Here is a 26,588-nt window from a genome sequence, read left to right as displayed (position 1 = left end):
CTACGACGCGGCAACTACGGGGCTTCCGGTCGGGGCAGGCTCCCCGGCAATGGCGCGCGTGGCCCGCACCTGGACGTTCAGTTCATCCGAAGCAACCAGACCGTCATGGAACCGGATGATCCGTTTGGCGTACTCGGCAATATCCGGTTCATGCGTAATCAAGAGTACCGTAATCCCGTCTTCCTGGTTGAGCCTCTGGAAGATCTCCATCACTTCGACGCTGGTGCGGGAATCGAGGTTGCCGGTCGGCTCGTCCGCCAGCAGGATCGACGGCTGGTTCACCAGCGCCCGGGCGATCGCCACCCGCTGCTGCTGACCACCGGAGAGTTGATTCGGCAGGTGGTCCATCCGGTCGGCGAGACCGACCGCGGTCAGCATCGCCTCGGCTCGCTGCCGACGCTTCACGCCTCGCAGCCTGGACCCGCCGTACAGCAGCGGCAGCTCGACGTTGTCCAGCGCCGTGGTTCGGGCCAGCAGGTTGAAGCCCTGGAAGACGAAGCCGATCTTCCGGTTGCGCACCTCGGCAAGCTGATCGCGCGACAACCGCGACACGTCCCGTTCGTCCAACAGATACCGGCCCTTCGTCGGACGGTCGAGGCAACCGAGGATGTGCATGAGGGTGGACTTGCCGGAGCCCGACGCACCGGTGACCGCCACGAACTCACCGGCATCGATGGAAAGGGTGACGCCACGCAAGGCATGCACGTCGATGTCGCCCATCGAATAGGTCTTCGTCAGGTCTTCGACGGCAATGACCGGCATCTAGCGCCCTCGGCGCCCAAACGGAAACTGCGGCATCAGCGGCGAACTGCTGCCGCTCCCGGACGGCGGGCCGGCGCCCGATTCGGGCGTGCTGATGTTGGTAACGAGGAGCGTACCGTCGGCGAGGGTCACCCCGTCGTCGAGAACCTCGACCAGTTCGCTTGCCGAGCCGTCGGTTACCCCGAGGCGGATGTCGACGCTGCGGAGCTGGCCGGATTCTTCCAGAAGCCAGACCCTTGCGTTGCGTTCCGCCACCTCAAGGGGCGCGAACAGGGCATCGATCGTCGTAGCGCCCCGCTCGACGGCTGGAACGGTCTCTGTCGTCGGCGCAGCCGCCGGCCGCCGCGCCGTCGGCGGGCCGCCACCGCGGCGACCGAATCCGCCGGGGCCGCCGCCAGGACCACCGGCTCCGCCGCGACGCTCACGCATCTGGGCGAAGAACTGTTCGCGTTCTTCCGGTGACATCTGCTGTATCCGATCGCGCATCCGTTGGCGCTGTTCCTCGCTCGGCGGGCCACCCTGGCCGCCGCCAAAGCCGCCAAAGCCGCCAAAGCCGCCGAACCCGCCGCCGGGACCTCCGGGCCCGCCACCTTGCCCGGCAGCGGCGTCCGCCGCCGCGGCGGGGGGACCACTCCGGTCGCCGGTCGGCGACGCCATCGCGTTGCGCGGCGGGCCTCCCTGCAGTTCGGCCGGGGCGGGCTGATTCAGCGCCGCGAACATCGCCGGCGTGGGGCGAAAGCGGACCGCCGCGTTCGGCACCCGCAAGGCGGCATTTCGCCGCGCCACTTCGACCGTGACGGTCGCCGTCATCCCGGGCTTCAGCTTCAATTCCGGGTTGGGAGCGTCGATCACGGTGGCGTAGGTCACGACGTTCTGTGTCAGGATTGGCTCAAGGCGAATCTGTGACACGGTTCCCTCGAACAGCTCCTCGGGGTAGGCGTCGACCGTGAACGTGACTCGCTGATTCGGCCGGATACGCCCGACGTCCGACTCGTCGATGTCGGCGATGACCCGCATCTTCGTCAGATCGGCGGCGATGACAAACAACTCCGGAGCCTGAAAGCTGGCCGCGACGGTCTGACCGATATCGACCAGGCGGGAAGTCACGATACCGTCGATCGGCGCGCGGATAACGGTGTGCTCCAGGTTGACCTCGCTCTGGTTCAGCGAAGCCTCGGCCTGGGTCACTTGCGCCTCTGCCGACTTGAGTTGCGCTTCAGCGGAGCGGAGCGCAACCTCGGCCGCTTCGAGCTCGGTCGGCGAAATCAAGTCGGCGGCGGACAAGTCCCGGGAGCGACGCAGCTGGGTCTGCGCGTCCTCGACGCCGACCCGCAGCCGCTCGACGTCCGCTTCGGCGCGCAGCAGATTGGCCCGCGACTGCTCGATCTGAGTCTCGAACAGATCCGGGTCGAGCCGCATGATGACGTCCCCTTCCCGGACGATCGAGTTGAAGTCGACGTACAGCTCCTGGATGATCCCCGAGACCTGGCTGCCCACCTGTACGGTCGTCACCGCTTCGAGTGCGCCGGTTGCACCAACGGTGTCAACCACGTCCCCCGCATTGACACGGGTTGTGGTGACTTCCGGCACGAACTCGACGGTCCGCAGGTTGTAGTAGTAGCCGTAGGCGACTGACGCGCCCCCGAGCAGGAGGACGGTAATGAGCAGCTTCTTCATGATCTAATGCTCCGTGCGCCGCGCGCGGGCCCATTCTTCCGGCCCGCTACCCACCTCCGCCGATTACGGTGACCCCGGCCGCGCCCAGCGACGACCGCTGCGCCCGCTCGAACTCAATCAAGGCCAATTGAAAGTCGAGGATCGCGCGCAATTCGTTGTCCTGAGCGGTTGCCAGGTCGCGCTGGGCCTGCACGACAAAGAAATTGGTCGACAGGCCGACCTCGAAACGGCTCTCTTCGGCGCGCAACTGTTCCTCGGCGAGTTCGCGCGCCGCCGTCGCTGCCTCGATTCGCCCCTGAATGGCGTCGATTTGCAACGCGGCGTTGGTGATCTCGCTCGCGATCTGCAACTCGATCTGCCGGATCTGTGCGGTGGTCTGCTGCACCTGCAGCCGGGCACGCTCGTAGGCCGCCTTGTCGGCACTTCGCCCCAACGGGTAGCTCATCTGGAGCGCGACGCTCCAGAACGGGTAGTCGTTCCCGGCGATGCTGCTGACGGCGTCACCGTAACCGCCAGGGATCTCCGTCGTGACGTTCCCACCGAAGATGTTGTCCCGGACCAGCCGCGGTCCACCCTGCCCGGTCAATTGGTAGTTGCCGACCACGTCGAGGGCCGGGAGGGTGGAGTTGCGCAGGTTGTCCACGTTCGCGTCATTGATGTCGAGTTGCCGCCGGACGCGCTCGATGTCCGTACGGCGTTCAAGTGCGCTGGCAACCGCTCCCTCGAGATCGATCGGCGACGTCGCGACCTGTGGTTCATCAATGGGGAATAGCCCGATACTCCAGAGCTCGTCCGACGTGCCTCCGACGATCAACTGCTTCAGGGCAAGCTCGGCCGTCCGCAACACCTGGATGGCCTGGGCCAGAGCCTGTCGCCGCGCGGCGGCCTCGGACTCGGCCTGCACGACATCGATGGGCGCGAGCGTACCGATCTCGACCCGCACCTGGTTGTCACGGACGAGCTGCTCGGCCAGGGCAAGCGCCTGTTCCTGAACGGCGACCGAGGCGTTTGCATAGACCAGATCCCAGTAACGTGACTGGACGTCGGCAAGCGTGTTGATGATCGTCTGCTCCAGGTCGATGTCCGAGATGTCACGGCCGATCCGTGAGACGGCGAGCTGCGTGCGGCGTTGATCCGTCCGGAACCCGCGCAGTAGCGGCTGCGTGTAGGTCAGGCTCATGTTGGCGGCGTAGCTCGGATTGAAGCTGTTGAAGATGTTGGTCGACTCGGACCGGCTGCTGTCCCAGGTGACGCTGTATTGTCCGCCGCCCCATTTGACCGCCTGGTCGATTCCGACGTCGTAGTTGCCTCGGTCGGTAACGATCGAACGCCCGGTCAGGCCGCCTCCGTCGAACAGCGTGCGGTTGGGAAAAGTGGACTGGTTCAGACCGAAGCCGGACGAAGCCAGCGGCAGGAAGGCGGCGTTCGCGGTCACCACCGCCATGTCCTGCACGAGCGGATTGATCCGCTGAACGGCGATGTCGAGGTTGCGCTCGAGGGCTCGCTCGATGGCGTCGTCGAGCGTAAGTTCGTAACGGCCGGACGACACGTTCTGCTGGCCGCTACGGCGAGCCGCGGCTATCGTTTCCGGAGCCACGCTTCCGTCGGGAACCAGGATCTGGGCCTGGGCGGCGGGCGCGACGAGCGCCACGGTCGCGACGAGAAAAAAGGCAGTCAGACGAGTTGCATGCGTGTTCAAGGCGTTTTCCTCCCGCCCCGGTAACTTGGACCCGCTCCGTGGCGGTTTTCTTTCCGGGATATCCGTATTGACGCTAAACGCGCCCGAACGGTTCGAACTGCTAGGCGCTTCGCGGCGGCGCGCCCGCACGGTCGCGCTAGCGCTGGCGGGGCCCGCGTGACGACGATTCCTTGTTGTCGCGACGCTCCCACATTTCGTGCAACGCCTCGATCTGGGCCGGTTCGAGTTCCTTGTGCATCCGGTAGAGCATCAGCGTCCGGGTCTTGCTGAGCGCGCCGCGCGCCGCCTCGACCTGATCAATCTGCAGCGCCACCTCCCACTCCTCCGCGATCATGGCGTGCATGAGTTGACTCAGCTCCTTCTCTTCCCGATCGAGGCGGTGCATCAGCTTGCGCAGGGTCGGTCTGAGTTCCTGGAAGATAGCTTCGATCCGGACGCCCTGCTCCGGCGTGAGTCCGATCTCCGTCTGGACCTCGACGGATTGCCACCACTTGAAGCGTTGTGCCGCCTCCGATTCCACGGGCCGGCTGGTCACGGTCCAGATGAGAGCAGGCAGCAAGAACAAGAACAGGGAGACGATGCGCGGCCTTCGGTTTCGCATGCCGGTTCTCCTCAAGCCAGTTCCACGAGACGTTCGATCACTTCGCCCACGACGGTGTCCGGTGTCGACGCGCCGGCGGTGACGCCGACGGCCAGCGGTCCGTCCGGCGGCAACCAATCGCGCGCTGCCGCCTCCACCGGGTTGGCAGGTGGGCTTGACGCCGGAAGGTGCCGCACGAGGCGCGCCGACTCCAGGCAGCCCGGTCCGGCGATGTGGTACGTGGGCACCCGGTCCCTGCAGATACGGGCGAGGTTCCGGGTGTTGCTGCTGTTGTACCCTCCGATGACGATTGCCAGGTCGAGCCGTTTGCTGCCGAGCATCTCGAGAATGGCATCCTGCCGGTCCTGCGTGGCGCTGCAGATGGTGTCGAATGCCCGGTAGTGTTCATCGAGGTCCGCTTCACCGTGGCGATCGATCATCGCTTGGCGAACCATTTCGCCCACCTCCAGCGACTCGCTCATCAGCATGGTCGTCTGGTTGGCCAAGCCCACCTTGCGGAGGTCACGTTCCGGGTCAAAGCCCGGCGAACAGGCATGACCAAGCCGTTCCATGAACGCTCTGGACGTCGATTCTCCCCGGATGCGGTCGCACAGGAGCGTGGCTTCCGCCCTGTCGCGCACGACGGCATAGCGGCCTCCTGGAGTCAGCCCCGCCTGCGAGGCCGTCGCCTGCGTCTCTTCGTGTCCGATCTTGCCATGGATGACCGACGTGTAGCCGTCACGCGCGTAGCGGCGAACGTTCTTCCAGACGTTGAGGACCGAGCCGCAGGTCGTGTCGACCAGCGTGCATCCGCGACGATCCAACTCCGCGAGGTCACCGACGGTTACGCCGAAGGCTGGCAGAATCACCACGTCTTCCGGCCCGAGCTTGTCGATGGCCTCTCCGCAGTCGCTCAGGAAGCGGACGCCGGCGTCGCGCAGCCTTTCATTGACCTGCGGGTTATGGATGATCTCACCCGTCAGGTAGACCTTCCGATTAGGGAACCGGCGTCTGGTCTGGTAGGCGTAGTCGACTGCCCGATCGACCCCGTAACAGAAACCGAACTCCTGAGCGAGGTGGATCGTCACTCGTCCATCCTGATGCGTATGGCCGTTCTCACGTATCCGGTCGATTAGCTGGCTGTGATAGTCGCGCGCCAGTTCATCCGCGACGAGGTGCTTGACGTCGAGGCCTTTGCGAAAAATCGTGGTCACGAGAGGATGATCGGTGCTCGGTTGGCAGTTCAGCGGATGTCCGTCAATGCTGCACGGATCTGCGGGGTCAGTTCGTCGAGCGCCATCAGGGGCTCGACGCGCCGGGTGGCGAGTGCCGTTTCCAGATCGCGCATGAGTTGCTCGTCCGTCATCAACGCCGGCGGCGTCTCGCTCGCCAGCTCGAGGGCAGGCACGGTAGCAAGGGTCTCTGCACCAGGCGGAGCGACGTCCGATGCGGAACGTGGTGCGTCGCCAGGCTGCACCAGCACCATTGCGACCAGCAGCCCGGCCGCCGCCGTGGCGCCGAACCAGCGAGCAGCACGCGAGGCTTGGCGTACGGTCGGTCGGTCGGTCACCGGGAAACGCAGGATACGTGCCGTGCGCTGACCGAGAACCCCTTCAATCCGGCGCAGGACGCGGCGGCGCTGTCTGGCAAGCCGATGGGGCGGCATCTCGGCGTCGAATGCCGATTCCGCCGCGTTGGCGAAGCGGTCAAGGACCACCCGGGCCTCCGATCGACGAGCCGCGCACTCGGGGCAGGCTGCCAGATGCGCTGCAAGTGACGCCGTGACCGGGTCCGCGGTCGTCTCCTGTTCGACCGCCATCGCCGCGGTTTCCCGTTCCGTTAGATGCCGTGCGGGATGGAGGCGGCGCAACCAGAACGACCACGTTCCGATCTCCCGCCAGCGTATCGGAGCCATCAGACTTTCGCCTCCCCGGCGCTGCGTGTCGGCGGCTGCGCCAGCCACGTGGCGCCGGCCAGATGTCGGCGCAGCGTCCGGATCGCCCTGAACAGGTGGACACGGACGGTTGCCTCGCTCAAGTTGAGCATCTCCGCTACATCACGTGTCGCATGCCCTTCGAACTGGCTCAGCACGACGACCGCGCGCTGCCGCTCCGGCAGACGGTCGACAGCGGCGAGCAGCTCCGTGCGCCGTTCCGCTTCGAGCAGTTCCGCTTCGGGTGACAATCCAGTGGCTGGCTGGCGCGCGATCCAGTCCTGTTGGTCCGCTTCGGATTCGTCGACCGGTACCATCCAGCGGAGGCGCCGCGAACGGGCCTTGAGCCGGTCGTAGCAGCCGTTCATCAGGATGCGCGTGAACCAGAGCTCAAAAAACAGACGTTCGCGGAAGGACGGCAGATGGGTGAACGCCTTGACGAACGCGTCCTGCACCGCTTCGTCGACCTCCGCCGGATCCCTCAGATAGTAGTAGGCGATCCTGGCCGCTCGACGCTGATGGCGATCTATCAGTTCGGCGAAGCGCTCACCCGCGGCTACTTGCTTGCCCGAGGCGAGGAGGGTCTTCACTTCCGCCACGAGTTCGGAGTCGGCGGCGGCCCGCCGGTCAGAGGCTGAGACGTTCGCGGTTGTCATGGTCGATGCAGATGCAGTCGCAGCCCGTCTTCCTTGTATAGAGCGCTACCGCCTGCCGATCGTTTACAAAACGAACGGGCCACGCAACGGACTCGCTCAATGATACCCCGACCCCGCAGATTCTTGACCGGGTAGCGGGTGCGTAGTAGGGTTACGCCGTCCCTTGCACGGTCCGCTGCCGTGGGCGACGGACCCTTCCCACACCGATGGCCTGGACGCCGGCCGATATCCCGCGGAGAACGCCTCTCTACTCGCGCCACGTGGCGCTTGGAGCCCGAATCGTGCCGTTCGGCGGTTGGGAGATGCCACTGCAGTATGCCGGTATCGCGGCAGAACACGAGGCGGTGCGGACTGCGGCCGGCCTCTTCGACGTGAGCCACATGGGAGAGCTGGAGCTGGCTGGCGCGGATGCGCCCGCCGCGCTGCAGCGAGTCACCGCCAACGACGCGGGCCGGCTGGAGGTAGGGCAGGCGCAGTATTCGGCGCTGACGACACGGGAGGGGACGGTCGTTGACGATCTCGTGATATATCGTCTGGCGCCCGATCACTTCCTGCTGGTCGTGAACGCCGCCAACGTCGAGACTGACCTGCGTTGGATCCGGGACTCCCTCGCGGCGGGCGGAGAAGGCAAACCTAGTGACGCTATCGTCATCGATACGAGCGCACGGTATGCGTTGCTTGCGCTGCAGGGGCCACGCGCCGAGGCGATCCTGCAGCCGCTCACCGGCGTCGAGCTGCGGGCGGTTCCCACCTTTGGGTTTGCAACCGGTGAAGTGGCGAACGCCCGCGCGACGATTGCGCGGACCGGCTATACGGGAGAGGACGGCTTCGAACTCCTCGTCGCCCCGGCGGCGGCCGACGCGGTCTGGACCAGCGTGCTTGGGGCGGGTGAGGAAGACGGCTTGGTTCCCGCGGGTCTGGGTGCTCGCGACACACTCCGGCTGGAAGCCGGGATGCGCCTGCACGGGCAGGACATGGACCGGACCACGACGCTGCTGGAAGCGGGTCTGGGCTGGCTGGTCAACTGGGAGAAGGGACCGTTCATTGGGCGCGAGGCGCTGGCAGCCGAAAGAGATGCGGGGCCGCGGCGGCGTCTTGTCGGTTTCGAGATGATCGACCGTGGGATCGCGCGCCACGGCTGCGGCGTTTATGCCGGCGACGGCGATGGTGCGGACGATGCGATCGGCTGCGTGACCAGCGGTACGTTGACACCGCATCTGAAGAAGGCCATCGGCATGGCGTACGTTCCGGCGCCACTGGCGAAGCGCGATACCGAGCTGCTGATCGACGTTCGGGGAACGCGCCTGCGCGCGCGGGTAGTCCGGATGCCGTTCTATCGGAGGCCACGATGAGTTATCCGACCGACTTGCGCTACACGAAAGACCATGAGTGGATCCGGATCGAGGGGGAGACCGGACGCATCGGCGTCACCGACTACGCGCAGCAACAACTGGGCGACGTCGTGTTCGTTGATCTCCCCGAGCCGGGCGCCACGTTGACGAAGGGCGAACAGTTCGGGTCGATTGAATCGGTGAAGGCGGTCTCCGACCTGTATGCCCCGATGAGCGGCCGTGTCGTCGAAGTGAACGGCACGCTTCAGGATCAGCCCGAGTCGGTCAACCAGGATCCGCATGGCGCCTGGATGGTTTCGATTGCCGTGGATGACCCGTCGCAGGCGGACGACCTCATGGACGCCGACGGCTACCGTGCGCTGATCGGCGTCGCGTGATGTTCGCAGCCCGTCACATTGGCCCGCGCCGGTCCGACCTGGACGCGATGCTGCAGGCGGTCGGCGCACCGTCCCTTGACGCCCTGACGGATGAGGTCGTGCCGTCCACCATCCGCCTCGATGGTCCGCTGGATCTCCCACCGGCCGAATCGGAGGCGGCGTTCCTTGAACGGATGAGCCGCCTAGCCGAGCGCAACGAGCGCTGGCGGTCGTACATCGGCCTCGGCTACTACGGCACCGTGACGCCGCCGGTACTGCTGCGCAACATGCTGGAGCAGCCGGGCTGGTACACGCCCTACACGCCTTACCAGGCGGAGGTGGCGCAGGGGAGACTCGAGGCGCTCCTGACCTTCCAGACAATGGTCGAGGACCTGACCGGCATGGAAGTGGCGAACGCGTCCCTGCTGGATGAGGCGACCGCCGCGGCAGAGGCGATGGCCATGCTGCACCGACTCCAGGCCCAGCACCGGCGTCGCGCGAACCGATTCCTGGTGTCGGCCGACTGTTTCCCCCAGACTATCGCCGTCATCCGTGGCCGGGCCGAGCCGCTGGGTATTCGCGTCGAGCTGTTTGACCCGGATCGTCTCCACCAAATCGATGCGCCCACCGCCGAAGGGGCACCCGATGGTGTCTTCGGAATCCTCGCGCAGTCCCCCGATGCGTCGGGACGCCTGCGCGACTTGCGACCGGTGACCGGATGGGCCCGTGATGCGGGCGCGCTCGTGGCGGTGGCCTCCGACCTGCTGGCGTTGACCCTGTTGACCCCGCCGGGCGAGTCGGGTGCTGACGTCGTCGTCGGGAGCGCACAGCGTTTCGGTGTGCCGGTCGGCGGCGGAGGACCGCACGCTGCGTTCTTCGCGACGCAGAAGCGCCACGCGCGTCAGATGCCGGGGCGGCTGATCGGTGTTTCGGTCGATTCGCGCGGACGGACGGCGTACCGCATGGCGCTGCAGACGCGCGAGCAGCACATCCGGCGTGAGCGCGCGACATCGAACATCTGCACGGCACAGGCGCTCCTGGCGAACGTCGCGGGTATGTACGCCGTCTGGCACGGACCGGAGGGCTTGCGCCGGATCGCTCGGCGCGTTCATGGGCTGACTCGCGGGCTGGCGGGCCGCCTCGGGTCGCTGGGCTTTTCTCAGCGCAATGACGCGTTCTTCGACACGCTCCGGATCGCTACGAGTGGGAGCCGCACGACTTCACGCGTTCGCGCGGTGGCGGAGACGGCGCGAATCAACCTCCGGTACCACGGCGACGGCGACGTCGGGATCTCGCTTGACGAAACGGTGACCGAGGCGGATGTCGCTGCGATCGTCGACTGCTTTGCCCGGGCCGCGGGAAGCGAAACGAATACCGCCGTCGCCGGCGTCGTTGGAGACGAGGCGCCTCCTGATTGGCCGGCCGCGCTGCAGCGAGTCACGCCGTTCCTGACGCATCCGGTCTTCAACAGTCACCACTCCGAGCTTCAGATGACGCGGTTCCTGAAGCAGCTCGAACGGAAGGACCTCGGTCTCGACACGTCAATGATTCCGCTTGGCTCCTGCACGATGAAGCTGAACGCGGCCGCGGAGATGCTGCCTGTGACATGGCCGGCGTTCGGCCGCGTCCATCCGTATGCGCCTGCGTCGCAGGCGGCCGGCTATCAGCAGATCGTCGATGAACTCCAGGCGATGCTCTGCGCGATTACCGGCTTCGAGGCGGTCTCGCTGCAGCCCAATTCCGGCGCGCAGGGGGAATTCGCCGGGCTGCTTGCGATCCGGGCATACCATCAGGCACGGGGACAATCCGAACGAAACGTCGTCCTGATTCCCGCCTCCGCTCACGGCACGAACCCGGCGAGCGCGGCCATGGCGGGACTCGAACCGGTAATCGTCCGGTGCGACGGCGACGGGAATGTTGATCTGGAGCACCTGCGTGAACAGGCCGCCGCGCACGGATCCCGCCTGAGCGCGCTGATGATTACGTATCCCTCCACTCACGGCGTATTCGAAGAGGCGATACGGGAAATATGCGACACCGTTCACCAGGAGGGCGGCCAGGTCTACATGGATGGCGCCAACCTAAATGCCCAGGTGGGGCTCACATCCCCGGCCCGGATCGGTGCCGACGTCTGCCATCTCAACCTGCACAAGACCTTTGCGATACCGCATGGGGGTGGCGGACCTGGCATGGGACCGATTGCGGTCGCGCGGCACCTGGCGGAGTACCTGCCGCGGCATCCCCTGGCCGTTGAGAATGCCGACGGCGGCATTGCGCCAGTTGCGGCGGCACCGTGGGGGAGCGCGAGCATTCTGCTGATCTCGTACGCCTACATCCGCATGCTGGGCCGCGACGGCGTTACGGACGCAGCCCGTTACGCGCTGCTCAACGCGAACTACATCAAGTCGCGTCTGGAATCAGCCTACGATGTCCTCTACACGCGCCCCAACGGCCGCGTTGCGCACGAGCTGATTTTCGATCTCCGCCCACTGCGCGAGTCGAGCGGCGTCACCGCTCAGGATGTGGCCAAGCGGCTCATGGACTATGGCTTTCACGCGCCGACGGTGTCTTTTCCGGTGCCTGGAACCCTTATGGTGGAGCCGACCGAGAGTGAGCCGCTCGACGAGTTGGATCGCTTCTGCGCCGCGATGCTGGCCATCCGCGAGGAGATCCGGGCGGTCGCCGACGGCCGCGCGAATCGGGACGACAACGTTCTCGTGAATGCGCCGCATCCGGCGGCTGATGTCACGGCCGACGACTGGTCTCATCCGTACTCGCGGCAGCAGGCGGCGTATCCGCTACGGTTCGTTGCCGCCCGCAAGTTCTGGCCACCGGTGAGCCGGATTGACGACGCCCGGGGCGACCGGAACCTCATCTGCGCCTGTCCGCCGGTCGAGGCATGGGAGTAGTCCCGTGGGCTAGTCGCCGGAATTCGACCGCGAGCTTCGTCGTGATCGGGCCGGGGCGGCCTTGGCTGTATTCGGTTTCGTCGACACGTGTGACGCCGAGCACCTCGCGCGTTGTGCTCGTAACGAATAGTTCGTCGGCGTTCGCGAGATGTTCCGGCCGGAGCGTCTGCTCTCGAACCGGTACGCTGGCCGCTTCGCCGACCTCGAAGAGGAAATTGCGCGTGACGCCTTCGAGGAGACCGGCGCCCAGGGGTGGCGTCAGCGCCGTCCCGTCCAGCACCAAGAAGATATTCGACTGAGCGCACTCCGTCAGCTCGCCCCGGTCATTGAGGAGCAGCGCCTCGCCGGCTCCGTGCTGGATCGCTTCCTGCATCGCCAGGATGTTGTTCAACAGGTTGTTCGACTTGATTCGGGGACTCAGAGCCCGCGGGTGGTTCCGGATAACGGACGAGATTCGGATCGTGATCCCGTGCCTGACATGAGCCGAGGGCACTTCGGCGACGGGCCGGACAATGATCACGGCGGTAGGGGAGGGGCATGCAGCCGGGTTGTACGTGAAGTCTCCCAGGCCGCGGGTCAGCAGCAGCCGGATCGTGACTTCTCCGTCATGATCGAGGGCTCGCATCGTCTCGGCGAGCCGCGCCTCCCACGCCGTGGCATCGAGCGGCATGGACAAGGCGAGCTGCTCGGCCGACGCCCTGAACCTCGCGAGGTGCCGGTCGAAGAGAAAGGGACGCCGATTGTACGTTCGCAACGTCTCGTAGACGCCGTCGCCGAAGAGGTAGCCGTAGTCGAGCGCGGGCACGGTGGCCTCGCGTCCCTCGCTGATCCGGCCGTTGACGTTGACCGCTATCTCCATGTGTAGTGACGGATCAGCGAATTATCGCCGACCGGATAGGATCGAGTCATGCGTGTCGTGACAGCGACGCAGATGCGCGAGGCGGACCGGCTGACGATAGACGAACGGGGCGTGCCGTCGCTCGAGTTGATGGAGCGGGCGGGCCGCGAAGTCGTCGCGGCGATTGACGATCGGCTGTCGGAACGGCTGGACGGCGGGCCGGTGACCGTACTCTGCGGGCGGGGCAACAACGGCGGCGATGGCTGGGTCGTGGCGCGCCTCCTGCGGGAGCGCGGCCTGCAGGACATCGCGGGCGTCCTGCTCGGACGGATCGAGGACATCGCCGGCGACGCGCGCGAGATGCTCGAGCGGGCGCGAAGCGCCGGCGTGTCGATCGCGGAGGTGGAGGAGGAGACCGCCTGGGGCGGTTCGGCGGCGCGCCTTCCGTCATCGTCGCTCATCGTCGATGCCCTCGTGGGCACCGGTTTGAACCGGCCGCTCGCGGGTACGCTGGCGCGGGCCGTTTCGGATGTCAACGCGTCGGGGCGGCCGGTGGTGTCGATCGATGTCCCGTCGGGCCTGCTGGAGCAGGCGCCCAGGGTGGAGGCCCGCAAGGACGGAGATGGTCCGGTGGACGTGGACGCACGGGCGCTCTCTGTCCGGGCGGCGCTTACCGTCACGCTTGCCGCGCCGAAGCTCGCGTTGCTCCTCCACCCGGATGAAATCGGTGCGCTCAAGGTGGCCGACATCGGGATTCCGCCTGACGTCGTCAATGCCCTTGACGGCCCGCGGATTGACCTGATGACCGGATCCGAACTCCGGTTGTGGATGCCCAGACGCAGGGTTGACGCCCACAAGGGAATGTTCGGCCGTGTCGCGATAGTCGCGGGTTCACGCGGGAAGACCGGGGCGGCGCGGCTGGCTGGCCTTGGCGCCCTTCGGGCGGGCGCGGGCCTTGTAACAGTGGCGACGCCGGCGTCGTGTCAGGCGCTGGTCGCCTCCATCCCGGAGTACATGACGCACGCCCTGCCGGAGCGTGACGGCACGATTGGCCGAAAGGGCCTGGCCGAGCTGTTGGCCGGTAAATGGGACGTGATCGCCGCCGGCCCGGGACTCGGTACTGGCAAGGGAACGACGAAGTTGGTGCAGGCGCTGATCGATCGAGAGAGTTCGGTGCCGCTCGTGCTGGATGCGGACGCACTCAACGTCTGTGCCGAAACGCCAAGACGACTGCGCGGCCGCAGGGGCAGCCCACTAGTGATCACGCCCCATGCCGGCGAAATGGCGCGGCTGGCTGGCACCTCGAGCGGGGCGGTGGAACGGAATCGGCTTGGGATCGCCAGCGCGTTCGCGCAGGAACACGAAGTCACCGTCGTTCTGAAGGGAGCACGGACCGTGATTGCTTCCCCGGACGGCACCGTCCGGATCAATGCAACCGGCAACCCCGGGATGGCGACCGGCGGGAGTGGCGACGTGCTGACCGGAGCCATCGCGGGCTGGATCGGCCAGATGAACGACCTTGCCGAGGCCGTCGCACTCGCCGTTTACCTGCATGGCCTCGCGGGAGATCTGGCTGCGCGGGACATGGGGCAGACCGGCCTGATTGCGGGTGACATCGCGGTCCGGCTCGGTCTGGCGACGGCGATGCTCGAACGGGGGGAGGCGGTCGACGCTTGGTGATTCACGAGAGCCATTCCGAGGACGACACGTACCGCATCGCGCGCGACTTCGCGGCATCACTCGACGACGGCGTTCCGGCGACGGTACTGCTCTACGGGGAGTTGGGGGCCGGCAAGACTGCGTTCGTTCGCGGCTTGGTAGAGGGTGCCGGCGGGTCGCCTGACGACGTGAGCAGCCCAACGTTCGTGCTGGCCCAGGAGTACGCGGGACGACGCACCGTCCACCATGTCGACCTGTACCGGTTGAGCACGGCAGAGACGGTGGCGTTCGAGCCGCACCTGCTTGAGTTGGCCGCCGGCGACGTCATCGTGGCGGTGGAGTGGGCAGACCGTCTGGCGGTGGCTCCGGCGGGTGCGATCCAGGTACGGATCGACGATGGCGGAGGTGACGACCGAACCGTGAGGATCAACACCACGGGCTGTTAAGGTTCGCCGGCCTCCAGGCCGGCCTGAGGACAACAGTCGATGCCGGCGTGGACGCCGGCGCACCCACTGGACCTAGCTCTTGGCCTGGTAGTTGGGAGCTTCCTTCGTGATCACCACGTCGTGGACATGGCTCTCGTGCACGCCGGCCGGTGTGATCCGGATGAACTCGGCGTCGCGCTGCAGCGCCTCGAGCGTCGGCGCACCGCAGTAGCCCATGCCGGCCCGGAGGCCGCCCACCAGCTGGTGCACCATCGTTGCGACGGTGCCCTTGTAAGGAACGCGTCCCTCGATACCTTCAGGCACCAGTTTTTCGCCGCGCTCCTCGGTGGGGACCTCGAGATCGAATTCCTCCTGGAAGTAGCGGTCCCGGCTGCCGCGGCGCATGGCGCCGATAGAGCCCATGCCCCGATATTCCTTGAAACTGCGCCCCTGGTACAGAATCAGTTCCCCGGGGCCCTCGTCCGTTCCGGCGAACAGGCTCCCCATCATGACGGTGCTTGCTCCACAGGCGAGCGCCTTCGTGATGTCACCCGAGTAGCGGATGCCGCCGTCAGCGATTACCGGGATGTTCGCGGCAGCCGCCACGCGCGCGCAGTCGAGTACGGCGGTCACCATGGGAACCCCGATGCCCGCGATGATGCGGGTGGTGCAGATGGATCCGGAGCCGATCCCCACCTTGACGGCATCCACGCCCGCGTCGATCAGGGCCTGCGTTCCCTCGGCCGTGGCGACGTTGCCGGCGATCAGGTCGAGGTCGGGAAACGCTTGCCGGAGCCGTTTGGCCGCGTCGATCACGTTCTGCGAGTGGCCATGTGCGCTGTCCAGCACCAGGACGTCGACATGTGCGGCTACCAGCGCCTCGGCCCGCTCGATGGCGTCCTGCCCGATGCCTACCGCCGCGCCCACTCGCAGGCGGCCCAGCGTGTCCTTGCTGGCTTGCGGGTACTTGATCGCCTTCTGGATGTCCTTGACGGTTATAAGCCCCCGCAGGTTGAAGTTGCCGTCGACGACCAGCAGCTTTTCGACGCGGTGCCGATGCAGGATTTCCTCGGCTTGGGCGAGTGTTGTACCGACCGGCACGGTAATGAGGTTTTCACGCGTCATCGCCTCCTCGATCGGCAGCTCGACGTCGCGGAGGAACCGGAGGTCGCGGTTTGTGAGGATCCCGACGAGGCGCCCTTCGTTCCGGCCGTCCTCGGTAATTGGCACGCCGGAGATCCGGTATTTCTTCATCAACTCGAGCGCCTGATAGATGCGCGCCCGGGGCGAAAGCGTAATCGGGTTGACGATCATCCCGCTCTCCGACCGCTTCACGCGGTCCACCTCGGACGCCTGCCGGGCAACGTCGAGGTTCTTGTGGATGATGCCGATGCCGCCGAGTTGCGCCATGGCAATCGCCATCGGCGCCTCCGTCACGGTGTCCATTGCGGCGCTGACGAGGGGCAGGCTGAGCGCGATGTTGCGTGTCAGTCGGGTGGAGAGGTTGACGGCGCTGGGTAGCGTTGCGGAGTGACGCGGCTTCAACAGCACGTCGTCGAACGTCAGCGCCATCTCGAAAGCGGTGGTCGTTCCTGTTGCCGTAGCGGCTGCCGTTTCAATGTGGGTTGCCACCTCAGGTCACCTCCGTCATGCCCCGCAGCACTTCTTGTACTTCTTTCCACTGCCGCAGGGGCACGGATCGTTCCGTCCCACCTTCGGCGAGTCGCGCCGCACCGTCACCACCGGCGCGTCGTCGCCACCGACCCGTGCGGGGCGCGGTCGGCCGCGCCCACCGGGGCCACCCGCGCTCACGGCCGCGCCCGCGGCCGCGAACGCCGGTTCCGCCGCGCCGGGATCATTGAACGAAAGAGGCGTCGACGGGCGTGCCGGTATCGGCCGCTGCAGGCCGCTGTCGGTTTCGTCGGGTTCGCGCACGACCGGCCGGATCCGCCAGAGGTAGCGAACGGTCTCTTCGTCAATCCGCTCCTTCATGGCCTGGAACATCGCGAAGCTCTCCCGCTTGTATTCCACGAGCGGGTTGCGCTGACCATAGCCGCGGAGACTGATCCCCTCCTTCAGGTGGTCGAGACCGTACAGGTGGTCCTTCCACTGCGTGTCCACGACCTGCAGCATGACGTCACGTTCCACACGCTGCATGATGGCTTCGTCGATATTCTCGGACTTTGTTTCGTACGCCGTCCGTGCTGCGCCCCAGAGCAGATCGCGCATTTCGTCCGGGCTCTTGTCGCTGAGATCGAACGCGGCGCGCGTCTCCTCGTCGAGGCCGAAGAGATCGCCGACCCGTTGCACGACGGCCGGCAGGTCCCATTCTTCCGGCTCCGTATCGGGGCCGCAGTAGTCTTCGATGATCTCGTCGATCAACCCCTCCGCGAGTATCAGGAGGTACTCGTGCGCGCTGACGGGCTCTTCGTAGTCTTCCAGTCGAATCCGGTTGTCGAGCAACTCACGCCGAAGCGCGTACACGTTCTCGCGCTGCTTGTTCATCACGTCGTCGTACTCGAGCAGGTGCTTGCGCACGGAGAAGTGCTGGCCTTCCACCTGCTTCTGCGCCCGCTCGATGGCCTTGGTCACCATGCCGTGCTCGATCGGCACGCCTTCCTCCATGCCGAGGCGATCCATCAGTCCCTGGATCTTGTCCGAGCCGAAGATGCGCATCAGGTCGTCCTCGAGCGACAGGTAGAAGCGGGAGGATCCGGGGTCTCCCTGTCGTCCGGCGCGGCCCCGGAGCTGGTTGTCTATCCGCCGGGCCTCGTGCCTCTCGGTGCCAATGATGTGCAGTCCACCCGCCTCGACGACGCCGGTGTGTTCGGAGCCCGTTTCCGCCCTGACGTGCGTGAAGATCCGATCCCAGTCGGCTCTGGGCACGCGGTAGAAGCCGTCGTGGGAGAAATACGCGAACTCTTCGTCGTCAACGAACTTCTGCTCGCCCGCGGGCAGCCTCTCGGCCACCTCTTCCGCGAGCGCCTGGCGGCGCGCCATGTGTTCCGGGTTGCCGCCAAGGAGAATGTCCGTGCCGCGTCCCGCCATGTTGGTGGCGATCGTCACCGTTCCCTCGCGTCCCGCCTGCGCGACGATCTCCGCCTCCTTGTCGTGGTACTTCGCGTTGAGCACCGTGTGCTTGACGCCGCGACGCTTCAACAAGCCGGAAAGCCGTTCCGACTTCTCGATCGATACGGTCCCGACCAGTACCGGGCGTCCCGCCTCCTGCGTGGCGATGACGTCCTCGACGATCGCGTCGTATTTCTCCCGCGACGTCCGGTAGATCAGATCTGGTTCCTCGATCCGGATGAGGGGTCGGTTGGTCGGGACCGAGAAAACGTCCAGCTCATAGATCTTCGCGAACTCGGTCGCCTCGGTCTCGGCCGTGCCGGTCATGCCGGCCAGCTTGTCGTACTTGCGGAAGTAGTTCTGGAATGTGACGGTGGCGAGCGTCTGGTTCTCCCGCTCGATCTTCACCTTCTCCTTCGCTTCCACCGCCTGATGCAGACCGTCGCTCCAGCGGCGTCCCGGCATAAGCCGGCCGGTGAATTCGTCGACGATCACGACTTGGCCGTCCTTCACCATGTAGTCGACGTCGCGTTCGTACAGCGAGTGGGCCCGGAGCGCCTGGTTGACGTGATGCAAGAGCGGCATGTTGACCGGATCGTAGAGACCGCCAGGTTGCAGGCGGTGGCCCAGCAGTTTTTCGCAGATGGCCATTCCGCTCTCGGTCAGGGTTACCGTCTTGTGTTTCTCGTCGATCAGGAAGTCGCCCGTGTCCTCGAGTTCCTCCCGCCGCTCCGCCGGGACGTTGCCCTGGGTGACCGCGCCAGGCTTGAGTCGCGGGATAATCCGATCAACTTCGTAGTAGAGCTCCGTTGATTGCTGGGCGGGCCCGGAGATGATCAGCGGGGTGCGCGCCTCGTCGATGAGGATGCTGTCCACTTCGTCGACGATCGCGTAGCGGTGCCCCCGCTGGACAAACTGGGACAGGTCGAACTTCATGTTGTCCCGTAGGTAGTCGAACCCGAACTCGTTGTTCGTGCCGTACGTGATGTCCGACTCGTAGGCCTCGCGCCGCTGGTGGTCCCGCAGGTCGTGCTGAACGACGCCGACGGTCATGCCGAGGAAGCGGTAGATCCGTCCCATCCATTCCGCGTCGCGCCGGGCGAGGTAGTCGTTCACGGTGACGACATGGACGCCGCCGCCGTCGAGCGCGTTGAGGTAGGCGGCGAGCGTGGCAACCAGCGTCTTACCCTCGCCGGTCTTCATCTCTGCGATCTTGCCGCGGTGCAGCATGATGCCGCCGATCAACTGCACGTCGAAATGGCGCATCGCCAGCACGCGCCGACCCGCCTCGCGCACCACCGCGAAAGCGTCGATCAGAAGGTCGTCGAGTGTCGCCCCCTGGTCGATCTGCTCGCGGAACGTGTTGGTGTGGGAGCGCAACTCGGCGTCGGAGCACGCCCGCACGTCGGATTCGCGTTCGCCGATTCGGGTAACGAGTGGCTGGACGCGCTTGAGATCCCGCTGGTTCTGTGTGCCGAAGACCTTCGCAAGGACGGTGTCCAGCATCACATCAGGCGCGCATGGCGCGAAGCGGTCAATTCGCTGAAATCGGGTCGGTTTCGGTCAGCAGACGAAGCGGGTTGATGTTCTGGCCGTTGACGGCCACTTCGTAGTGTACATGGTAGCCGGTGGCGCGACCGGTGGCTCCCGCGTAGCCGATGATGTCGCCTCGTTCGACGGTGTCACCGACGCCGACTGCAAACGACGACAGGTGGCCATAGCGGGTAGTGAGATCGAAGCCGTGCCTGATCTCGACCATGTTGCCGTAGTTGCCCTGACGGTGCGCCGCCGCGACCAGGCCGCTCGCGGTGGCGTGGACCGGTTCACCCGATCGAGTGGATATATCGAGGGCGGAATGGAATTCCCGTTCTCCCGTGAACGGGTCGTTCCGGTAGCCGTAGCCGCTCGAAATCCAGCCATCGGCCGGCCAGATCGTGGGAGTTGCACTGGCCAGTGTTTCTCGCAGCGCGACGCTGTGGCGAATTGCTGATAGTCCGCGGTCCAGCGAATCAAGCAACGTCATGATCCGATCGAACGTCGGGCCCGGCGCCGGGGTGGCCGGAATCTCGAGGTCCACCGTCGCCGGCAGACGATCAATCAAGCGCTGCACCGGCTCGTTCATCCCGGCGCGCGAAGTCAGTCTGTCGATCGCGGTCTGGAGCGACCCTATCTGGCCCGCCAGATCGGCCGCACCGGAGCGGTAGCTTGCGCTCTCGACTTGTAACCGGGCGTTCTCGGCGCGAAGACGGTTGATCTCGGTATTCGCGTCCCAACGGGAGACGCCGAGCCCGATGGCCGGCAGAAGCGCCAGAATGGCAAGCGCGGTTACCGCCGGTCGGACGGCAACGGTAACGCGACGGACTTCACCTGTTTCGCGATCCGCGACAATGACGGTATAACGCTTCGATGGCATGCACCTTGCCCGCGTACAGGTACGGTGTTGGGTTGCGGGACTTTACCACAAACCAGCCGGTTCAGTCGATCCCACGGTAGTGGAGGGCTTCTACGATGTGCGCTCTGCGTATGCCGTCGGCGCCGTCCAGATCGGCAATTGTCCGGGCCACACGGCGGACTCGATCGAAGCTGCGCCCGGTGAGCCCCAGTCGATTCATTGCCTGTTCGACAAGGGCAAGACCGGAAGGATCGAGGGCGCCGTGCCGCTTTAGCGCCTCGCCCGACAAGTCGGCATTGGTCCGCCCTGTCCCGGTTCGATCGCGCGTCGCCTGCCGTTCTCGCGCCTCGTTTACGCGGGCGCGCACATCGGCCGACGACTCCGCGGCTGCTTCGCGGGCGAGGGCCTCGAACGGCACGGGATCCACCCGCACCGTGAGGTCGATCCGGTCGCGCAAGGGGCCTGAGATGCGATCGCTATAGTGCCGCACCTCCGATGGCGTGCACCGGCACCGACCGGACGGCTCGCCGGCATAGCCGCAGGGGCACGGGTTCATGGCGCCCACGAGAAGGAAGCGGGCGGGGAACCGCACGGTTCGCAGCGCACGGGCCACGCGGACGGCGCCTTCCTCTAGCGGTTCTCGCAGCGCCTCGAGCACACGCCGGTCGAACTCGACCATCTCGTCGAGAAACAGCACGCCCGCGTGCGCAAGACTGATCTCGCCCGGCCGCGGATCGCGTCCGCCGCCAATCAGTGCGGAGACCGACGCGGTGTGATGCGGAGCCCGGAACGGCCGGTCCGACAACAGACCGGCTGACGGGTCCAGCAGCCCGGCCACCGAGTGAATCGATGTCACAGCGCTTGCCTCCGCGAACGTCGGAGGAGGCAGCAGGCCCGGGATGCGCCGCGCAATCAGGGTCTTGCCGGCCCCGGGCGGTCCGATCATCAGCAAGTTGTGCCTACCGGCGGCGGCGATTTCCGCCGCGCGTCGCGCGCCCAGTTGTCCCTGCACATCCGACAGATCGAGCGGGCAACCGTCGCGCCGGACCGGGGCGACGTCGGGCAGCGGATCGGCGGTCCGGGTCCCGTTCTTGAGATCCCGGATCGTCTGCACGAGCCCCTGGGCAGGAATCAGCTCCACACCGTCGACGATTCGGGCCTCCGGAACGTTGGTGGCCGGCAATACCAAATGGTGGCCGAGCCGAGCCGCCAGCAGGGCCACCGGAAGCACGCCGTGCGCGGCCTGGACGCGGCCATCGAGTGACAGCTCTCCGACGACAAGCGTCTGCTCGAACCCTTCCGGCGGGAGGCAGCCCATCGCGGTCAGAAGGCCGAGGGCAATCGGCAGATCGAACGACGCACCGCTCTTTGGTGTGTCGGCCGGCGCGAGATTGACGATAATCCGGCGGAGCGGGAACGGGTAGTTCGCGTTTTCCAGCGCGCTCCTGATGCGTTCGCGGCTCTCTCGGACGGTGGAGTCGGGAAGGCCGACTATGGCGAAGGTGGGCAGTCCGGAATCCGAAATATCCACCTGGACGTCCACCACCGAGGCGTTGATGCCCAGGACAGCGGCGGACCGCAGCGTGGCCAGCATGGCTTGCAGTGATGCAAGAACCGTTCCAAGCGGGGGTTTCACCACGGGCTGCTGAGTCGTTCTGTATGATGCGCATGACTTCACGCCCTTCGCGATGCGCCTTTCCATTGTGATCCCCGTCTACAACGAGCAGGCGACGATTGCAGAACTCCTCGACCGCGTCGCAGCGGTCGATCTCGACACCGAAGTCATCGTCGTGGACGATGGCTCGACCGACGGGACACGCGAGATGTTGCGGGAGCGTGCGGTGCGCGACGGAGACAGGATGACGTTGCTGTTGCAGCCGCGCAACCAAGGTAAGGGAGCGGCGCTCAGGGCGGGTTTCGCTCGCGCGACCGGCGACTACGTGATCGTGCAGGACGCGGACCTCGAGTACGACCCGGCCGACTACGCGGCGCTGCTGCACGTCGCGGTTACGGAGGAGGCGCGGGTGGTGTACGGCTCGCGCCTGGCGTCGGGGCGGCCGGCGATGGCGATTCGTCACCGCGTAGGCAACCGCCTGCTGACCTGGCTTACCAATCGTTGCTACGGTTCATCGCTTACCGACATGGAGACCTGCTACAAGCTGATCGACCGGACGCTGTTGCAGCAGATCGAGACGGTGGCCGACAGTTTCGACTTCGAGCCGGAGATTACGGCGAAGATCCTGAAGCGCGGGATTCCGATTCACGAGGTGCCGATCCGGTACCAGGGTCGGAGTTTCGCCGAGGGCAAGAAGATCTCCTGGAGAGACTTTTTTCAGGCGGTCTGGACACTTCTCAAGCACCGTTAGCAAGACTGCGGGCGGCGGGGCCGCAATGCCCACCCGGAAGTTGTTGGCGTACGCGGGCGGACTCAGCGCCCGTCTCGCGTGGCGTCCGTCTCGACGAAGACCTGGTGGCGTTCCGCGAGGTCGCGCGCGGCGGGCGTGACGATGGTGTGCGGGCCGATCACTATCCGTCGAGAGTCCCGAAAGGCGGCGCGGACATCGTCCTCGCAGACGAATGGGACCGCCTCGCTCTCCGGCGGAGGTGGCGTGATCGGCGCTCCGCCCAACGGCGCGCGATCGCCTTTCGTCAAAAGGGCGTCGACCCGATCCGCCACAACCCGCGCATCGAGCCCGCTGGCATCAAGCCCACCCGAATGTGCTCCCGAGTCCGACGTCGCCGCGGAGTGGGCATCCATGGCATCGGGCCCGGTCAGCGTTCCGTCAGGGGAGGCCACCGCGTCCGCCGCGCCATCCGATCTGCCGGTTCGCGGTGCGGGACGTGTCTCGTACGCCAGACGCTTGATGTTCAGCAGGTGTCGTGGAGAGATGTTGTCCGATGTGATGTTCCCTCCCCAACCTCCGCAGCCGAGAGTCATCGAAGGATCCAGACCGGTCGTCATGCCGATCGATCCGAGCGTCGTCGGCGTGTTCACGACAATCCGAAACGCGGGCTTCTTCAGGCCGAATTCCAGGATCACCGCCTCGTCCCGCGAGTGGATGGCCATTGTGTGACCCATGCCGCCGTAACGCAGGAGTTCCTTGCACCTCTCGCAACCGTCGCGCCAGTCGTCGACCACGTAGTAGGCGAGGACGGGGCAGAGCTTTTCGATCGAGAGGGGATAGTCCCGCCCGACGCCGTCAAGCGGCGCGAGCAAGACGCGCGTTCCACGCGGCACGCCAAGACCCGCCTTCCGTGCGATCGTCATGGCGTCGCGGCCGACGCATGCCGGATTCGGCAGCCGCTGCGGCGTCACCAGCAAGTCGGCAAGGGCCGCCGCCTCTTCGGGACGCAGGAAACAGCCACCCTCGGCCTTGAAACTGTTGCGTACCGCGTCGTCGATCGCGGTGTCCACAACCACGGCGTTCTCCGACGAGCAGAGCAGGCCGTTGTCGAACGTCTTGCCGGTGACGATGTCGGCGACCGCCTTTCCGACATCGGCGCTACGCTCGATGTAGGCAGGAGCGTTTCCTGGCCCGACGCCGTACGCCGGCTTTCCGGCCGAGTAGGCGGCGCGGACCAGGCCCATTCCACCGGTGGCCAGGATCACGGCCACGCGACGATGGGTCATCAGCGCCTGAGTCGCCTCTATCGATACCTCCGACAGGCAGCCGATTGCTCCGGCGGGCATGCCGGCGTCGCGACCTGCGCGTTCCATCAAGGCGACGGTGCGGTTCACGCAACCCGCCGCGGCCGGGTGCGGGCTCAGCACGATCGGGCAGCGTGCCTTGATTGCTATGAGCAGCTTGTAGATCGCCGTGGAAGTCGGATTTGTCGACGGAACGATGGCCGCGACAACGCCGAAGGGCTCCGCGATCTCCACGACGCGCTGCTGGTCCAGCCGTCGGATCACCCCGACTGTACGCATGGACCGGATGAATCGGTGGATGTCACGCGCAGCGAACAGATTCTTCTGAACCTTGTCGGCGATGACGCCGTAGCCAGTCTCCGCCACGGCGTCGGCGGCAAGGGCTTCCGCCTCGCCAGCGGCCGCCGTGGCCATGGCGTCAACGATGGCGTCGACCTGATCCTGCGTCAGTTCGGCGAGTCGCGGAAGCGCGTCGTGCGCCCGATCGGCCAGGTGTTGCGCTTCGGCGGCGGCGCGGGAACTGCGCTCCGGGGACTGGCCGGACTCGGGCGACACAGGCACAGGCTATCGGGCGGCCTCCGTCACCTGCGGCAATATCTTCTCGACCTCGGTGTGCGGTCGGGGGATGACATGGACCGAAATCAGTTCGCCAACGCGTCGCGCCGCTGCCGCGCCGGCGTCCGTTGCCGCCTTCACCGCGCCGACGTCGCCCCGCACCATGACGGTGACGTAGCCGGCGCCAATATATTCCTTGCCGACGAGAATGACGTTGGCCGCCTTCACCATCGCGTCAGCGGCTTCGATCGAGCCTACGAGCCCCTTGGTTTCAATCATGCCGAGCGCTTCCAGCGTCATGGGGCCTATGGTACACTCCAAGGTTCATGAGTCACCAAATGGAACGCACGGTACGAGCCGTAGGTGCCAGTCTGCTGGTGCTGGCGACGATGCTTCTGGCCGCTGCCGGCTGCGGCGGCGGGGCGTCCGGACCGCCGGTCGCCGCGGTGAACCTGCGCCTCGATCGGACGAGCGTGCCTATCGGGGGACCGCTCGAGATAGCGTTTCGCTTCGATGTCTCGCCGGACCTCGTACCGATAACGGACGACTACATGGTTTTCGTCCACGTGCTCGACAACAACGGTGAGCGGATCTGGAACGACGATCATCAACCGGCGACGCCGACGAGCGATTGGGAACCGGGGCAGACCATCGAGTACTCGCGCCGGATCATGGTGCCGCTCTATCCGTACATCGGAGACGGAGATATTGCCGTGGGGCTGTATCTGCCGTCGACCGGTGAGCGACTGGCGCTCGCGGGCGACCACATCGGCCAGAACGCCTACCGCACCGCCACCGTTACTTTCACGCCGCAACACGAGAGCAGTTTTCTCGTTTACGAGGAGGGATGGCACGGGGCGGAGTTCCAGCCCGACGGCCAGGCCTATTGGCGCTGGACCGACGGTCGCGGCGTAGTCTCCTTCCAGAATCCCAGGGGCGATGCGCGGCTGATGGTGGAGGTGGCGGGGCGGCCCAATGTTTTCGAGACGCCGCAAGAGTTCAGTCTCCGGATCGGCGACCGGGTTCTGGAGGAACTGACTCTCGACACCTCCGAGCCTGTGATGATCGACCGGACGATCACGGCTGCCGAGATCGGATCCGACGACGTGGTCCGGCTGGAGTTGGTTGTGGATCAGACCTTCATCCCCTCTGAATTGGGTGCAGGGGACGACGCGCGCGAACTGGGCGCACGGGTCCTGAGCGTTTACGTCGAACCGATCTAGAGGGGACGCCGCGATCGGCCGATAGGGACGGGTACAGGCTGACCTGCGCTCAGAGGGTTAGCCCCGTTCGACCCGGAATGGAACGCTGTTGAGATGCCAAACCTGAAGAAGACCCTGGCATGGTGCGTCTGCTGTGCTGTCGTGCTGGCTGTCTGGCCCAGCCGCACGGCCGAGGCGCCCGTTGCCGCCGAGCGGGTCATTTTCAGTAACGGGCAAGTGCTCGCGACGACGGGTCGTAGCACCGTTGGCGACGGGCTGGTTCTTCAACTTCGGGATGGCGGCGAGTTGGCGATCGTGCCCGAACTGATCGCTAGGATCGACGTCGATGACGCCGGTCTGCCGCGTCCGGCGGAAGCAATGGCAATGGCCAGAGCCAGCGCGGGTCCGGCTCTCCCGGCGCGCCCCTACGCCGAGATCGTCGCGGTGGCCTCGGCGCGGCACGGCGTCGATCCGCTGCTCGTGCACGCGTTGATAGAGACCGAGTCAGCCTATCGCGCCGATGCGATCTCATCGCATGGCGCGCTCGGCCTCATGCAGTTGATGCCCGCCACGGTGAAAAGCCTCGGTGTGGACGACCCGTACGATCCCGCGACCAATATCGATGCGGGCACCCGGTATCTCCGGAGTCTTCTGGACAAGTTCGGCACCCGGGGCGCGCTCGCTGCCTACAACGCCGGTGAAGCAGCGGTCCGCCAGTTCAACGGCGTACCACCGTACCGGGAGACCCGCCATTTTGTCGGTCGGGTGCTTGCCCTGGTCGACGCCCACCGCGATGCCGAGTCGGGCGATAACGTCAATTAGGACGCCGTTTCGCGCGTTCCACCGCAGGGTTCTGGCGGCGACCCGGTTGTTGC

22 protein-coding genes are annotated in these 26,588 nt (G+C 66.0%); 8 read left to right on the top strand and 14 right to left on the bottom strand.

The window, feature by feature from the left end; all coding sequences use genetic code 11:
• From F4Y45_09325 to F4Y45_09295, 7 genes are read right to left on the bottom strand one after another with little or no spacing between them, the layout of a single operon-like run.
• The gene (locus F4Y45_09325) at window positions 1-762 is read right to left on the bottom strand and encodes an ABC transporter ATP-binding protein (protein MXY24708.1); all 762 of its coding nucleotides are present in this window, start codon (window positions 760-762) and stop codon (window positions 1-3) included.
• The gene (locus F4Y45_09320; protein ID MXY24707.1) at window positions 763-2,439 is read right to left on the bottom strand and encodes an efflux RND transporter periplasmic adaptor subunit; all 1,677 of its coding nucleotides are present in this window, start codon (window positions 2,437-2,439) and stop codon (window positions 763-765) included. It lies immediately after the preceding gene.
• 46 nt (window positions 2,440-2,485) lie between these two features.
• Entirely contained in the window at window positions 2,486-4,267 is a 1,782-nt protein-coding gene (locus tag F4Y45_09315; GenBank protein MXY24706.1) for a TolC family protein, read from the bottom strand.
• A 7-nt stretch (window positions 4,268-4,274) separates the two neighbouring features.
• Window positions 4,275-4,739: a hypothetical protein gene (locus F4Y45_09310; GenBank protein ID MXY24705.1), complete on the bottom strand. Its 465-nt coding sequence runs from the start codon at window positions 4,737-4,739 to the stop codon at window positions 4,275-4,277.
• An 11-nt stretch (window positions 4,740-4,750) separates the two neighbouring features.
• The gene (locus F4Y45_09305) at window positions 4,751-5,932 is read right to left on the bottom strand and encodes a 4-hydroxy-3-methylbut-2-enyl diphosphate reductase (protein ID MXY24704.1); all 1,182 of its coding nucleotides are present in this window, start codon (window positions 5,930-5,932) and stop codon (window positions 4,751-4,753) included.
• Window positions 5,933-5,961: 29 nt separating this feature from the next.
• The gene (locus tag F4Y45_09300) at window positions 5,962-6,633 is read right to left on the bottom strand and encodes a hypothetical protein (protein ID MXY24703.1); all 672 of its coding nucleotides are present in this window, start codon (window positions 6,631-6,633) and stop codon (window positions 5,962-5,964) included.
• On the bottom strand, window positions 6,633-7,307 hold the full coding sequence (locus tag F4Y45_09295) for a sigma-70 family RNA polymerase sigma factor (protein ID MXY24702.1): 675 nt from the start codon (window positions 7,305-7,307) through the stop codon (window positions 6,633-6,635). Before F4Y45_09295 ends, F4Y45_09300 begins: the two co-directional genes overlap by 1 nt.
• 227 nt (window positions 7,308-7,534) lie before the next feature.
• Here F4Y45_09295 and gcvT point away from each other — a divergent pair, with 227 nt between their 5' ends.
• From gcvT to gcvP, 3 genes are read left to right on the top strand one after another with little or no spacing between them, the layout of a single operon-like run.
• Window positions 7,535-8,659, top strand: a complete 1,125-nt coding sequence (gene gcvT, locus F4Y45_09290) for a glycine cleavage system aminomethyltransferase GcvT (protein MXY24701.1) — start codon at window positions 7,535-7,537, stop codon at window positions 8,657-8,659.
• Complete coding sequence (gene gcvH / locus F4Y45_09285) at window positions 8,656-9,036, top strand: glycine cleavage system protein GcvH (protein ID MXY24700.1); 381 nt, start codon at window positions 8,656-8,658, stop codon at window positions 9,034-9,036. The genes gcvT and gcvH overlap by 4 nt, the downstream gene beginning before the upstream one ends.
• Window positions 9,036-11,924 (top strand): aminomethyl-transferring glycine dehydrogenase, encoded by a 2,889-nt coding sequence (gcvP, locus tag F4Y45_09280; protein ID MXY24699.1) that lies wholly within the window; start codon window positions 9,036-9,038, stop codon window positions 11,922-11,924. The genes gcvH and gcvP overlap by 1 nt, the downstream gene beginning before the upstream one ends.
• On the opposite strand, the gene F4Y45_09275 is transcribed toward gcvP, so the two are convergent.
• Window positions 11,887-12,783, bottom strand: coding sequence for a branched-chain amino acid aminotransferase (locus F4Y45_09275; GenBank protein MXY24698.1), 897 nt, complete (start codon window positions 12,781-12,783; stop codon window positions 11,887-11,889). The genes gcvP and F4Y45_09275 overlap by 38 nt on opposite strands.
• A gap of 48 nt (window positions 12,784-12,831) precedes the next feature.
• On the opposite strand from F4Y45_09275, the gene F4Y45_09270 reads away from it, so the two are divergent.
• Together F4Y45_09270 and tsaE are read left to right on the top strand one after the other, a co-directional pair.
• Window positions 12,832-14,442, top strand: coding sequence for an NAD(P)H-hydrate dehydratase (locus F4Y45_09270; protein MXY24697.1), 1,611 nt, complete (start codon window positions 12,832-12,834; stop codon window positions 14,440-14,442).
• Window positions 14,436-14,867: a tRNA (adenosine(37)-N6)-threonylcarbamoyltransferase complex ATPase subunit type 1 TsaE gene (tsaE, locus tag F4Y45_09265; GenBank protein MXY24696.1), complete on the top strand. Its 432-nt coding sequence runs from the start codon at window positions 14,436-14,438 to the stop codon at window positions 14,865-14,867. The genes F4Y45_09270 and tsaE overlap by 7 nt, the downstream gene beginning before the upstream one ends.
• A gap of 72 nt (window positions 14,868-14,939) precedes the next feature.
• Here tsaE and guaB read toward each other — a convergent pair whose 3' ends face one another.
• The 4 genes from guaB to F4Y45_09245 all read right to left on the bottom strand — a co-directional run bounded on the left by guaB (window position 14,940) and on the right by F4Y45_09245 (window position 21,901).
• Window positions 14,940-16,418, bottom strand: a complete 1,479-nt coding sequence (gene guaB, locus F4Y45_09260; GenBank protein MXY24695.1) for an IMP dehydrogenase — start codon at window positions 16,416-16,418, stop codon at window positions 14,940-14,942.
• Window positions 16,419-16,493: 75 nt separating this feature from the next.
• Window positions 16,494-19,421 carry a preprotein translocase subunit SecA gene (gene secA / locus F4Y45_09255; protein ID MXY24694.1) on the bottom strand — a complete coding sequence of 976 codons (2,928 nt, stop codon included), beginning with the start codon at window positions 19,419-19,421 and terminating at the stop codon, window positions 16,494-16,496.
• A 28-nt stretch (window positions 19,422-19,449) separates the two neighbouring features.
• Window positions 19,450-20,328 (bottom strand): M23 family metallopeptidase, encoded by an 879-nt coding sequence (locus tag F4Y45_09250; protein ID MXY24693.1) that lies wholly within the window; start codon window positions 20,326-20,328, stop codon window positions 19,450-19,452.
• 61 nt (window positions 20,329-20,389) lie between these two features.
• Window positions 20,390-21,901, bottom strand: coding sequence for a YifB family Mg chelatase-like AAA ATPase (locus F4Y45_09245; GenBank protein ID MXY24692.1), 1,512 nt, complete (start codon window positions 21,899-21,901; stop codon window positions 20,390-20,392).
• Between the two features lie 94 nt (window positions 21,902-21,995).
• Here F4Y45_09245 and F4Y45_09240 point away from each other — a divergent pair, with 94 nt between their 5' ends.
• Complete coding sequence (locus tag F4Y45_09240; GenBank protein ID MXY24691.1) at window positions 21,996-22,673, top strand: glycosyltransferase family 2 protein; 678 nt, start codon at window positions 21,996-21,998, stop codon at window positions 22,671-22,673.
• Between the two features lie 62 nt (window positions 22,674-22,735).
• On the opposite strand, the gene F4Y45_09235 is transcribed toward F4Y45_09240, so the two are convergent.
• Entirely contained in the window at window positions 22,736-24,517 is a 1,782-nt protein-coding gene (locus F4Y45_09235) for an aldehyde dehydrogenase family protein (GenBank protein MXY24690.1), read from the bottom strand.
• 3 nt (window positions 24,518-24,520) lie between these two features.
• The gene (locus F4Y45_09230) at window positions 24,521-24,811 is read right to left on the bottom strand and encodes a BMC domain-containing protein (GenBank protein MXY24689.1); all 291 of its coding nucleotides are present in this window, start codon (window positions 24,809-24,811) and stop codon (window positions 24,521-24,523) included.
• A gap of 38 nt (window positions 24,812-24,849) precedes the next feature.
• Between F4Y45_09230 and F4Y45_09225 the strand changes: the two genes are divergently transcribed.
• Complete coding sequence (locus F4Y45_09225) at window positions 24,850-25,734, top strand: hypothetical protein (GenBank protein ID MXY24688.1); 885 nt, start codon at window positions 24,850-24,852, stop codon at window positions 25,732-25,734.
• 93 nt (window positions 25,735-25,827) lie between these two features.
• Complete coding sequence (locus F4Y45_09220; GenBank protein MXY24687.1) at window positions 25,828-26,535, top strand: lytic transglycosylase domain-containing protein; 708 nt, start codon at window positions 25,828-25,830, stop codon at window positions 26,533-26,535.
• Window positions 26,536-26,588: the final 53 nt, after the last annotated feature.

The sequence above is a fragment of the Acidobacteriota bacterium genome (genome assembly GCA_009838525.1).
GTDB lineage: Bacteria > Acidobacteriota > Vicinamibacteria > Vicinamibacterales > UBA8438 > VXRJ01.
Note: the sequence above shows the minus strand (reverse complement) of the source record. Positions and strands in the feature narration are given on the sequence as shown.